The organism is Streptomyces monticola, from assembly GCF_042665355.1.
In the GTDB taxonomy this organism is placed as follows: Bacteria; Actinomycetota; Actinomycetes; order Streptomycetales; family Streptomycetaceae; genus Streptomyces; species Streptomyces monticola.
The window spans coordinates 170,589-182,471 of the sequence record NZ_JBHTCF010000016.1; the positions used below are offsets into that span (position 1 = coordinate 170,589).

The 11,883-nt window shown below is 73.2% G+C and carries 11 protein-coding genes and 1 pseudogene; 11 read left to right on the forward strand and 1 reads right to left on the reverse strand.

All coding sequences use genetic code 11. The annotated features are described in order from the left end of the window. The first annotated feature begins 25 nt into the window (after positions 1-25). The 6 genes and pseudogenes from ACFQVC_RS30885 (at position 26) to ACFQVC_RS30910 (ending at position 4,217) form a co-directional block, all read left to right on the forward strand. Positions 26-754: a class I SAM-dependent methyltransferase gene (locus tag ACFQVC_RS30885; RefSeq protein ID WP_381836748.1), complete on the forward strand. Its 729-nt coding sequence runs from the start codon at positions 26-28 to the stop codon at positions 752-754. A gap of 14 nt (positions 755-768) precedes the next feature. Further along, positions 769-1,698 (forward strand): hypothetical protein, encoded by a 930-nt coding sequence (locus tag ACFQVC_RS30890; RefSeq protein WP_381836853.1) that lies wholly within the window; start codon positions 769-771, stop codon positions 1,696-1,698. Beyond that, positions 1,698-1,898 (forward strand): annotated as a pseudogene (locus ACFQVC_RS30895) (Trm112 family protein); the annotation flags it as partial. The gene ACFQVC_RS30890 and the pseudogene ACFQVC_RS30895, both read left to right, overlap by 1 nt. A gap of 104 nt (positions 1,899-2,002) precedes the next feature. Then, on the forward strand, positions 2,003-2,812 hold the full coding sequence (locus tag ACFQVC_RS30900; protein ID WP_381836750.1) for an FkbM family methyltransferase: 810 nt from the start codon (positions 2,003-2,005) through the stop codon (positions 2,810-2,812). Further along, complete coding sequence (locus tag ACFQVC_RS30905) at positions 2,802-3,410, forward strand: hypothetical protein (protein ID WP_381836751.1); 609 nt, start codon at positions 2,802-2,804, stop codon at positions 3,408-3,410. The genes ACFQVC_RS30900 and ACFQVC_RS30905 overlap by 11 nt, the downstream gene beginning before the upstream one ends. Positions 3,411-3,566: 156 nt before the next feature. Beyond that, positions 3,567-4,217, forward strand: coding sequence for a hypothetical protein (locus tag ACFQVC_RS30910; protein WP_381836753.1), 651 nt, complete (start codon positions 3,567-3,569; stop codon positions 4,215-4,217). 98 nt (positions 4,218-4,315) lie between these two features. Here the strand turns inward: ACFQVC_RS30910 and ACFQVC_RS30915 are convergent, their stop codons facing one another. Then, positions 4,316-4,999 carry an esterase/lipase family protein gene (locus ACFQVC_RS30915; RefSeq protein ID WP_417851991.1) on the reverse strand — a complete coding sequence of 228 codons (684 nt, stop codon included), beginning with the start codon at positions 4,997-4,999 and terminating at the stop codon, positions 4,316-4,318. Positions 5,000-5,270: 271 nt separating this feature from the next. Between ACFQVC_RS30915 and ACFQVC_RS30920 the strand changes: the two genes are divergently transcribed. The 5 genes from ACFQVC_RS30920 to ACFQVC_RS30940 all read left to right on the forward strand — a co-directional run bounded on the left by ACFQVC_RS30920 (position 5,271) and on the right by ACFQVC_RS30940 (position 11,859). Continuing rightward, complete coding sequence (locus tag ACFQVC_RS30920; protein ID WP_381836757.1) at positions 5,271-6,719, forward strand: acyl-CoA synthetase; 1,449 nt, start codon at positions 5,271-5,273, stop codon at positions 6,717-6,719. Further along, positions 6,712-8,097, forward strand: coding sequence for a carboxyl transferase domain-containing protein (locus ACFQVC_RS30925; protein WP_381836759.1), 1,386 nt, complete (start codon positions 6,712-6,714; stop codon positions 8,095-8,097). The genes ACFQVC_RS30920 and ACFQVC_RS30925 overlap by 8 nt, the downstream gene beginning before the upstream one ends. Before the next feature lie 453 nt (positions 8,098-8,550). Then, positions 8,551-8,943 (forward strand): CU044_2847 family protein, encoded by a 393-nt coding sequence (locus ACFQVC_RS30930; protein ID WP_381836761.1) that lies wholly within the window; start codon positions 8,551-8,553, stop codon positions 8,941-8,943. After that, positions 8,940-10,799, forward strand: a complete 1,860-nt coding sequence (locus ACFQVC_RS30935; protein WP_381836763.1) for a VMAP-C domain-containing protein — start codon at positions 8,940-8,942, stop codon at positions 10,797-10,799. Before ACFQVC_RS30930 ends, ACFQVC_RS30935 begins: the two co-directional genes overlap by 4 nt. A 34-nt stretch (positions 10,800-10,833) precedes the next feature. Beyond that, positions 10,834-11,859, forward strand: coding sequence for an AAA family ATPase (locus tag ACFQVC_RS30940; RefSeq protein ID WP_381836765.1), 1,026 nt, complete (start codon positions 10,834-10,836; stop codon positions 11,857-11,859). Positions 11,860-11,883: the final 24 nt, after the last annotated feature.

Consider the following 11,883-nt stretch of genomic DNA (forward strand, 5'->3'; position numbering starts at 1 on the left):
GGCACGCCACGGAGGGGGGCGGCACGTGACCAGTACGCTGCCCGCCGGCCTGCGCGACTTCTACGAGGACCCCGCCGTGCCGGTCGCCTCGGGGGACGCCCGCAGCCTGCGCCAGGCCCGGATGCTCGCCGACGCCCTGGGCCCCGCAGGCGCCACTCCCGCGGTGGTCCTCGACATCGGCTGCGGCGACGGCTCCGCGGCCCGTGCGGCGGCGCCGCTGCTCGCCGGGCACCGGGTGATCGGCGTCGACTGGTCACAGGACGCGCTGCGCCGGGCCCAGAGCCATATGTCGTACGTCGTACGCGGCGAACTCACCGACGGCGGACTGCCGTTGGCGGCCGGCAGCGCGGACGCCGTGCTCTTCAGCGAGGTCATCGAGCATCTCGTCGACCCGGACAGCGCCCTCGACGAGCTGCGCCGGATCCTGAGGCCGGGAGGTCATCTGATGCTCTCCACCCCCAATCTCGCCGCCTGGTACAACCGCGCCCTGCTGCTCGCCGGGGTGCAGCCGGTGTTCTCGGAGGTCAGCCTGCGCGGTATCCACGGCCGTCCGGGCAAGGAGGTCGTGGGGCATCTGCGGCTCTACACGGCACGTGCCCTGCGCGAGTTCCTGACGGCCTCCGGCTTCGAGGTGGTACGCGTGGCGGGGGCGCCCTTCCACGGCGTGCCGAAACCCCTGCGGCCCTTCGACAGACTCGCCTGCGCGCGGCCAAGTGCCGCGTCCATCCTCCTCGTCCACGCCCGCAGGACCTAGCCATGTGGTGGGGTGTGGCCTCGGCCCTCCTTGCGAACACGCTGTACAGCCTCGGCTTCGTCCTGGAGAAGCGGGCGCTCGGCAAGCTGCCCTCGCTGTCCACGCGGCGCCCGCTGACACTGCTTCGCCATGTCATCGGCAGCCCGCTGTGGCTCGGCGGCTCGCTCGCACTGCTCGCCGGGTTCGGGGCGCAGCTCGCGGTCTACCGGACGCTGCCGATCGCCGCCGCGCAGGGCATCTTCGTGTCCGGGCTCGTGCTGCTCGTGCTGCTCTCCTCGGTGCTGCTCGGCGAGCAGACCTCGGGCCGCGAACGCTATGCGCTGGCCGCGATCCTGGCCGCCCTGCTGATGGTCGTGCTCTCCCTCAAGGAGGGCGCGGACACGGTCAGCAGGCATGCGCCGCTCTCGCTTGTCCTGCTCGTCTGCGTGCCCTCGCTCGCCCTCGGGGTGTGGCTCTACGCGGCGGCCGAGCGCCGCGCCAAGCGGCAGCACCGGATGCCGTCCAACGGCGCCGAGTACGGCATCGCCGTGGGCCTGCTCTACGGCGTCAGCTCCCTGGCGATCAAGGGGGTGTCGAGCTATCTGACGGCCTCGGGGCTCGGCGGCGCGATCCGTGACCTGCTCACGTCCCCGTACCCCTATCTCCTGCTCTTCACCTTCCCCTTCGGCCTGATCATGTCGCAGGCGGCGCTGCAGCGTTCCCGTGCCTCCCTGATCGTGCCGGTGTGCACGACGGTGACATGTCTGTTCACGGCCGTGCTCGGCACGCTCGCGTTCGGCGAGGCGCTGCCCGACGACCCGGTGCGGCTCGCGCTGCGGCTCGCGGGCACGGTGCTCGCCGTGTCCGTACTGCTCGCGCTGCCCCGGCACGACGAACCGCCGAAGCCCGCCGACTCCGCTCCCTCCGCCCAACCCCCCGACTCTCCCAAGGAGTTGACCAGCTGATGAATCCCGACGACCCGCTCCTCAAGATCCTCGCCTGCCCGCTGGACAAAGGGCCGCTGCATCTGCTCGTACCGGAAGAAGCGCTCTACAACCCACGGCTTCGCCGCCGTTACCCGATCGTCGACGGCATTCCGCAGCTCCTTCCGTCCTCCGGCGAGCAGGTCGCGGACGAGGAGCACGAGCGGCTCCTGAAGCGGATCGACGCCGGTGGAGCCGGCGAGGGGCCTACCGGGCCCGCGGGCGGAGTGGGGCCCGGCGACGCCGACGCAGGGGGAGCCGACGCAGGGGGAGCCGTCGAGCCGTCATGACCGTCGCCGCCCGTATCGGACCCCTGCTGCCCTCCCGTCTGGTCGGCGCCCTCGCGCACGCCGTCTATCCGCGCTTCGAACCCGAGTTGGCGCGGCTCGCCGACTTCTGCCCCGCCGGCTGCGACACGGCGCTCGACGTCGGCGGCTGGTACGGGCCGTGGTCGCGGCGGCTCGCCGGGCGCGCCCGCCGGGTGATCGCCGTGGAACCGGTGCCGCATCTCGCCCGTGCCCTGGACGCGGCCACGCCCCACAACGTCCATGTCGTGCAGGCCGCGGCGAGCGACCGGTCCGGCACCGCCCGCCTGTGGCTGCCCTCCGGCGACCGCGGCGAGCGCGGGGTGTCCTCGCTCGTACGCCGGGACATCCACGCCAAGGCCCTGGAGGTGCCGTGTCTGACCCTGGACGCGCTCCGGCTGCGCAAGGGCGGCCGGGTCGACTTCATCAAGATCGACGTGGACGGCAATGAACTGCCCGTCCTGCGCGGCGCGGCCGAACTCCTCGGCCGGGACCGGCCGGCCCTGATCGTGGAGCTGGAGGCCCGGATCCAGCCGACGACCCCCGTCGTGAACCTGCTCACCTCCCACGGCTACCGCGGCTGGGTGCTGCCCGAGCAGGCCTGGGTACCGCTCGACGACTTCGACCTCGGCGCCCACCAGGCGTCCACCGCCCATGTCGTGCAGCGCGGTCTGCTCCGCCGCGTCCTGCCCTTCAAGGGCCCGCGCTATGTGAACTCGGTGCTGTTCCTCGCGGACGGAAAACGTCCGGGCGCGCGGGCCGTGCGCGACCATGGAGCGCATGCCCGATAGCCACGAGTCCGCTTCCGCGCCCGCGCGCTTCGGCCCGCTGGACTTCCAGCTGGTCCTGCTGCGCCGGATGGCCGACCACAACCCCGGCCTGGTCGAGGACGCCCGGCGTGAACTCGGCGTCACCATCGCCGGGATGCGCGAGGCGAACCGCCGCTGGCAGGCGATGACCCGCTCGCCCCGTACGCGCGGCGCCGCGGCCCGCTACCGCTCGGTCCTCGGCACGCCCGACACCGTCCGCCGCACCATCGGCGACCTGGAGTGCGAGGCCCTCCTGTGGCCGGTGCCGCTCTGGCCCGACCTGCGCTTCGAGGTGCTGCTCGCGCCGACGGGAGCGGTCTGGAACGAGTGGCTGATCCGCACTCCCGGCGCCCCGGGCCCGTCCTTGCGCACCCTCGCCGACCTCACCCCCTGGTCGTGCACGGTCGACGAGGCGGCCCGCGCCTTCCCGCCGGCCCGCCCCCTCGAAGGCACGGCCCCCACCCGCTGGCGCCTGGCCTTCTCGGCCCCTCAGGAGCAGGGCGGCGAACGGCACCGCTGCGTGGCCGAGTTCACCTGGGGCCTGCTGCAACGGGTGTCGTTCCCGGACGGTGAGCCGTGAGCGGGGCGCAGGGGCCGTACACACAGACGCTCGGGCCGTACGCACAGACGCTCGGGCCGTACCCATGGCGGAATGCGTGTCGCACCCACGGCGAAGTGCGGGCCGTACCCATAACGGGATGCGTGAGGTGACCTCGCACACCTAAGGTCCGGGCCCATGACCTCACTCACGGGAGCACTCACGGGACCCGCCGCAGCCGATGACGTCGACGAAGCCGTACAGCTCGCGGTCGCCGCACTCGCCCTGGCCCCGCCCGGCGGCTGGGACGCGAAGGCCGGTGACCTGGAGTGGACCTGCTGGGAGACGGCGGAACATCTGGCCGACGACCTCTTCGCGTACGCGGTCCAACTCGCCCCGCGCAGGCCCCCGTTGACGACCGACGTCCCCTTCGAGGCCCGCACGCGGCGTCCCGGCGCCCCGCTGAACTCCGTGCACGCGAGCCGCGAGACGGGACCGGAAGGGCTGCTCCAGGTTCTCGATGCGAGCGGCGGGCTGCTCGCATCGCTGGCCCGTACGGCGCCGCCCTCGGTCCGGGCCCACCATGTCTTCGGCGTCTCCGACCCGGCGGGCTTCGCGGAGATGGGGGTGGTCGAGACCCTCGTCCACACCCACGACCTGGCCATGGGCCTCGGGCTCCCCTGGACCCCGCCCGACCACCTTCCCGCCCGCGCCCTGGCCCGCCTCTTCCCCGAGGCCCCCGAGGACACTCCCCCGTGGCCCACGCTCCTGTGGGCCACGGGGCGAGCGGAGCTGCCGGGCCGCCCCCGCCTCACGCAGTGGCGGTGGCACGGCGAGCCCAGGGCGTAGGGGCGACCCTTCAACCGGCCGAGGGGACAACGGGGCAGCGCCCGGCCTCCCCGTCCGCTCACGAGCTCACGCGTTCACGAGCCCGCGCGCTCACGAGCTCACGAGCCCACGAAGGACCGCACCCCCTGCGACACCGCGTCGTCACCGAGCAGGTCGTTGTGCTTGAGGCAGCTCGCCGCGTTGTTCGTGGCCCCGTCGAGCCGCACGCTGCTGTCCGGGTTGATCACCTCGTCGCAGTTGGACCACCACGTGGCGTACGCGACCGTGCCGGGTGTCTCGTCCCCCTCTGCCAGCTTCTTCTGCACATACGATCCCGGCGTCATGTCCCGGCAGGCCTGCGACCAGGCCGCGCACGCATAGGCCGTGCTGGTGCCGTGGTTGGGCCCGGCGAGCGAGGCCCAGTGGGCGACCTTCGCGCCGCCGCCGCCGAACTTCACGTACCAGCGCGTGACGAGGCTGCCGAAGGAGTGCGCCACCACGTCGACCTTCGCCGCGCCGGTCTTCGCGCGGACCTCGTCGACGTACGCGGCGAACCGCCCGGACAGCGTCTCGTTCACCGACTGGCTGGTGTCGTAGCCCCAGGAGAACAGCTCGGCGTCGGTGTACCCGGCCGCCTTGAAGTCGGCGCGCAGGGCGCCCCAGACACCGGGGTCGGCGTTGTAGCCGTGCACGAAGACGACGGGGGTACGCGCGGTCTCGGCCGCCGACGCCCCCGCGGTGAGCGGGAGTTGGGCCAGCAGCGCGGCCGCGGTCAGCAGCAGCGGAGCGGATATCCGGCGGATGACGGGACGGAGCGCGGTACGGCTCTCGGAACGGTTCTCAGGACGGCTCTCAGGGTGGGTCACGAAGTGTGGGCGCGGCACCGGGTCCCCCTCGGGCTCCAAGGTTGTTACGCGTGAGTAGTACGCGTGGTCCCGAGCATCGTGAGGCCTGGGGGCGGCGATGAACAGATCCGTGCACGACTCGGTGCCGCACTTGAGCGACACACGAGGCGTACTGCCAGGCTTGGGTATGCCAGACGGCAACAGCCAACCCAGCTAGGAGATACGTCGCGTGAGCTCTCCCCATCCGGCGCTCTTCCCCGACCTCACCACGGGCGGCGACCGGCCCGCCCTGCGCTTCGGCGACCGGGGTCTGACCTACGCCGAACTCGCCGCCGCAGCCGGCTCCCTGGCCGCATCGCTCGGCTCCGCCCGCCGGGTCGCGGTATGGGCCACGCCCCGCCTGGAGACCGCGGTCGGCGTGCTCGCCGCACTGCTCGCCGGCGTGCCCGCGGTGCCCCTGAATCCCAAGACCGGCGCCCGCGAACTGGCCCATATCGTGGCCGACAGCGCTCCGTCCGCGGTACTCGCCGCACCCGGTGAGCAACTCCCGGACACACTAGGAGAGTTGCCGCGCACCGACATCGTGGTGGACACCGCCGCGGCCGTCGCCCTGCCGCCCGAGCCCGACCCCGCCACGCCCGCCTTCGTCGTCTACACCTCAGGGACCACGGGCCCGCCCAAGGGCGCCGTGCTGCCGCGGCGCGCGGTCGCCGCGACCCTGGACGCCCTGGAGGACGCCTGGCAGTGGACCGCCGACGACGTGCTCGTGCACGGCCTTCCGCTGTTCCATGTGCACGGCCTGATCCTCGGCGTCCTCGGCCCGCTGCGGCGCGGCGGCGAGGTGCGGCACCTGGGGCGGTTCACCACCGAGGGCGTGGCGCGTGAGCTGAGCGCGGGGGCCACGATGCTGTTCGGCGTGCCCACCATGTACCACCGCGTCGCCGAAGCCCTCGACGGCGACCCGGAGTTGACGAAGGCACTGTCCGGGGCGCGGCTTCTCGTCTCCGGGTCGGCCGCGCTGCCCGTGCACGACCACGAGCGGATCGCCACCGCGACGGGACGCCGGGTGATCGAGCGGTACGGCATGACGGAGACCCTCATGAACACCGCGGTACGCGCCGACGGCGAGCCGCGCGCGGGCACCGTCGGGGTGCCGCTGCGCGGGGTGGAGCTACGGATCGTGGACGAGGCGGGCGCGCCGACGGCCGACCGGGACGAGGTCGGCGAGATCCAGGTGCGCGGCCCGAATCTGTTCACCGAGTATCTGAACCGGCCCGACGCCACCGCCGCCGCGTTCACCGCGGACGGCTGGTTCCGCACCGGCGACATGGCCGTACGCGACGCCGACGGCGCCATCCGGATCGTCGGCCGCAAGGCCACCGACCTGATCAAGAGCGGTGGTTACAAGATCGGCGCCGGTGAGATCGAGAACGCGCTGCTCGACCATCCGGGGGTACGCGAGGCCGCCGTGACGGGCGAGCCGGACGACGACCTGGGCGAGCGCATCGTGGCCTGGATCGTGCCCACCGACCCACAACAGCCGCCGGGTCACGAGGAGTTGGCGGACCACGTGGCCGCTCAGCTCGCCCCGCACAAGCGCCCCCGCACTGTGCGCTATCTGACAGAGCTGCCCCGCAACGACATGGGGAAGATCATGAAGCGGGCCCTCCATGCCTGAGCCCCACTCCCCCGCCGGCACCGGCGCGGGCAGCCACACCGGCACCCGGATCAGCGCCCGCGCCGCCCTCGAAGCCGTCACCGACCCCGGCACCTTCGCCGAAGTGCCCGTTTCTGAGGGGGAGTTCAAGCCAGACGGGCCACTCGACTGGGACGGCTACGGCGCCTCGCGGGCGCGCGCCGAGGAACGCACCGGAGAGCGCGAGTCCGTGGTGTGCGGGACCGCCGAGGTCGACGGCACCCGTACCGTCCTCATGTCCTTCGAGTTCGGCTACCTCGGCGGCTCGCTCGGGCAGCGCACCGGCGACCGCATCGAGGCCGCGCACACCCATGCCCGCACCCACGGCCTCCCCGTTGTCTCGCTCATCGCGACGGGCGGCAGCCGGATGCAGGAGGGCATGCGCGCCCTCGGCCAACTCCAGCGCGTGGCACGGCAGTCCGCGCTCACCGGCGCGGCCGGGCTGCCGCAGATCGCCGTCCTGCGTGATCCGACGACCGGCGGCGGCTGGGCCACCCTCGGCGCCGGCGCCGATATGACCGTGGCGCTGGCCGGCAGCCAGGTGGGGTTCGCGGGCTCGCGGGTGCGGCCCGCGGACGCGGACCCGGCGGCGTACACGGCCGAGGCCCAGCTCGCGGCGGGCGCCGTCGACGCCGTCGTACGCCCCGACGAGCTGCGCCGTGATCTCGCGCTCCGCCTGAAGGCCCTGACCAGTCCGGCCGCCGGCCCCGCCGCACCGCCCGCAGCCCTCGGCCGGACGGACCCGCCGGACACCGGATGGGATGCCGTACTGCGGGCCCGTGCACCCGAACGGCCGCGCGCACAGGCCTACTTGGACGCGTACTTCACGGACCGTGCCGTCCTGCGGGGCGACCGCTGCGGCGGCGTGGACGACGGGATGCTGTGCGGGTTCGGGCTCCGCGACGGGCGGGCGATCGGGTACGCGGCGCAGTGCGGTACGGCCACGACCCCGGCCGGATACCGCACGGCGGCCCGCCTCGTGCGGCTCGCGGGCCGCCTCGGCATTCCCGTGCTCACCCTGGTCGACACGCCGGGTGCCGCGAACGGCGCGGCGGCCGAGCGGGCGGGGGCGGGAGCGGCCATCGCCGATCTCTTCGCGGCCGTCGCGTCCTCACCCGTGCCGGTCACCACGCTCGTCATCGGCGAGGGCGGCTCGGGCGGCGCGCTCGCCCTCGCCGCACCGGACAACACCTGGGCCACGCCGGACGGTTACTTCTCCGTCATCGCCCCCGAGCTGGCGGCCGCGATCCTCAAGCGGCCGCCGTCGGCGGTCCACGCGACCGCCGACCAGCTGCGGATCCGCCCCCAGGATCTGCTCGAACTGGGTGTGATCCAGGGAATCGTGACGCGGAGTCAGTGAATGGGCGACACGCGGCCGGTGATCGGCAAGAAGCGAACAGGGGAGCAGTTGTTCGCTGGAACAGGTGGTCGTAGCTCCTGAGATTGCATAAGCCCCAAGTGACCAACGATGCTTACGGTGCGCAAGCAACGGGCTGCAGACCGTAGTTGGCGCGAGTCCCTGTACGTGGTCCCACACGTACGCCTCATGCAATTCAAGGAGAACGCACCACCATGAACTTCCTCACCGACCTCCTCGCCGGCGTCGTCCACTTCGTTGGCTGGCTGGTCTGACGTACGACTCGGGCCCGCGTCCCTGACGTACGGCCGCAGCGGCGCCGTCTCCCCCCGTCCCACGGGGAGGCGGCGCTGCCGCGTTGTGGAGGGCAAACTCCGTCGGCAACAATGCAGTTGGCCGACACGACGGTGCCGGCGGGGGCAACTCGCATACGGGGACGGGAAAGACGGGGGAAGCATGAACGGTCTGGTCGAGTTCCGCGCGAACGACGACGAGGACGCACCGCTCGTTCTGATCGCCGCGGCCGACGACGACCTGGCGAAGGGCGCCCGCCTGGCCGCGCGCGGCAACGGCCCGGCACAGGCGACCCGTACCTTCGAGGACTCCCTCGCGGGCGCGCGCGCCGCCGCCGAGTCGGCGCTCCGGGTCTTCCGCGACGGTTCGCTCAAGCCGGACGGCGTGGAGATCGAGTTCGGTGTGAAGCTGACCGCCGAGGCGGGTGCCGTGATCGCCAAGACGTCGGTCGAAGGGCATCTGGTGGTCAAGCTGTCGTGGGCACCCGAGCACACCCCCCGCGCACCCGGCGTGCCGTCACCCGCCCCGTCCCCGGAGACCGGCACGAACGGATGAGCAGCGCGTCCTGGCACACCCGTATCGCCTGCGGCAACGAGGTGGGCGGCGGCTTCCTGGTGTCCGCGCGGCACGTGGTGACCTGCGCCCATGTCGTCGCACAGGACGATCCCGCGCGCGGCGTCCGCCCCACCGTCACCTTCGCCAACCGCCCCGACCTGGCCGCCTTCCACGCGACCGTCGTCGTGGGCGACGCCTGGGGCGGCGGCGTCACCGACCCCGGCGACCTCGCCGTGCTCGAACTGGCCGAACCCGCGCCGGTCGCGCCCGCCGAGTTCGCACCGCTCGAAGCGGCCTACGGCGCACAGCCGCCGAAGCTGCTCGTCCAGGGCTTCCCCGACGGCTACGACGACGAGGGCACCCTCGCCGAGTACCGGGCGACGGCCGACCTGCCGATCGCCGGCGAGTGGGTGCAGCTGGAGGCGCTGAGCGGCCACGGACAGCCGCTCGCACCCGGCTTCAGCGGCTCCGCCGTGGCGCTCGCCCACACCGGCCAGGTCGTCGGCATGGCCTCCGCTGTGGCGGGCGACCCCCGGGTGCGCAACGGCCGGATGCTGCCCGCGACGGCCATGGCCCGCTACTGGCCGCGCCTCGGCGACCTCATCCCCACACCCGGCTACGGCCGCGAGGACAAGGAACGCCTTCGCACCCTGATCGCGCGGGCGGAGGCGGCACGCGTCGAGTGCCGTCCCGAGCAGCTCTACAACGACGCCCTGGAGCGCCACGGCACCTGTCCGCCGGAGCGCCGGTTCAGCTCGCTGTGGGACGCGGCCTGGTATCTGCTCACCGAGGCGAAGGACACCGGCGCCCCGGCCAGGTACGCGGCCCGGCTCGCGGACTTCGTGGACGACGACACGGCGACCCGGCACGCGCTGCAGTCCTGGCCGCAGGGCCGTCCCTCGCCACCGCGGGGGCCTTCGCCGTCGCCTCGTACGACACCGGCACCGCCGCACCGGCCCGCACCGGCACCGACGGCCACAGCCACGGCAGCACCGGCCCCGGACCCAGGCCCGCACCCGCACCCGCACCCGCACCCGCACCCGCACCCAGCCTGCAAGGCCGCCCGCCAGTGGGAGTCCGTCCTCGTCGAGATCGACCACAGCGGCGCGGACCGGGGCCAGTTCCTCGTCACCGTCTCCCTCGGGCGTGGCCGCGACCGGCAGTTGGTGGGGGCGCGCACGCTGCCGCGCGCCAAGGTGCGTGCGTACGCCCTGGAGCGGATCGGCGAGGCCTACCGCCTCCTCGCCCCCGGCGCCGACGACCTGATCGCCTTCGCGCTGCCCAAGCAGTGGCTGAACACACCCGTGCACGAGTGGCAGCGCAGCAAGGACGACCCGACGCCGCTCGGCTCCTTCTCCCCGGTCGTCGTCATGGATCTGAGCCGCCGCAGGGACGCCATGCTGCAGCACGCGCTGCACCGCAGCTGGCAGGTGCTGGAGGAGCAGGCCGACCTGGTCCTGCACCGCATCGAGTGCGGCAGCGGCCGCGCGGCGAAGCCGCTCACCTACGAGCTGCGGCGCCGCGCCGGCCTGCTCGGCTTCGCGGCACCGCCCAAGGCGGCCCGCGCCAAGGAGCAGTTCAAGGCCGGCCTGAACGCCGCCGTGCCGGTCATCCTGTGGCCGCACACGGGCTGCAAGGGCGGCCACGAGGAGGACGAACCCTGCCCCGGCAGCACCTTCCTCGACCGGCTCGCCCACTACTTGACCGCCCGCGCCCCCGGTGAACTCCCGCACGAGATCTGGCAGTTGCGGCAGAACCCGGACCAGGAGTGGGCGCAGCATCTGACCCTGCTCTGGGAAGACCCCAGATGCCTGCCCGACCCGGCCGTCGGCTATCAGCACTCACCCATCAGCTAGCACGCGAGCAGCGCCCGGACCAGGAGAGCCCACCATGCCCCAGTGGCCCGTCTACACCGGCACCGCCGAGCCGCACGACGGCATCGACGCGCTACCCGCGCCACCGCCCTGGCGGGCCTTCGACGGCGGCCCCGTGCTGCCCCCGCCCGCCGACACCGACGACCGCTCCGCGACCTCACCCGACCGCGCGCACCGCGCCCGCACCTACCGGCCCACCGAGCAGTCGGTCCACCTGGTCAACGCCGCCCTGTACCTGCGCCGCCCGCTCCTGGTGACGGGCCCGCCCGGCAGCGGCAAGTCGTCCCTCGCGTACGCGGTCGCCCGCGAACTGCGCCTCGGCCCGGTTCTGCGCTGGAACGTCACCAGCCGCTCCACGCTCGCCGACGGCCTCTACCAGTACGACCCGCTGTCACGCCTGTACGCGGCGGGCCGCGCCGCCGCCCAGGACCTGCCGAGCGGCGGCGAACTCCAGGACCATCTGCGCCTCGGCCCGCTCGGCACGTCCCTGCTCCCCTACCGCCGTCCGCGCGTCCTGCTGATCGACGAGATCGACAAGAGCGACCTCGACCTGCCCAACGACCTCCTGAACATCCTCGAAGAGGGCCAGTACGAGATCCCCGAACTCCTGCGCGCGGCCCGCTCCGCACCGACCGCCGAGGTCATGGCGGACGGGACCGACGACCGGGTCACCATCGCGGGCGGCCGGGTGCGCTGCCGCGCCTTCCCGTTCGTGGTCCTCACCAGCAACGGCGAGCGCGAGTTCCCGCCAGCGTTCCTGCGCCGCTGCGTGCCGCTGCAGCTGCGCCAGCCCGACGAGGAGCAACTGGAGGCGATCGTACGGGCACACCTGGGCGAGCCCGACGCATACGCCCGCACCCTGATCACCCGCTTCCTGGAGCGGGCGAGTGGCGGCGAACTCGCCACCGACCAACTCCTGAACGCCATCTACCTGACGGGCGCGGCCGGGATCGAAGCGTCCTCGCGCGACGACCTGGCCGAGCAGCTGATGCCGTATCTGAGCCACCTGGGCCAGTCGGCCCAGGACCCCGACGCCTTCTGACCGCCCATGACCACCCTGCGTGCC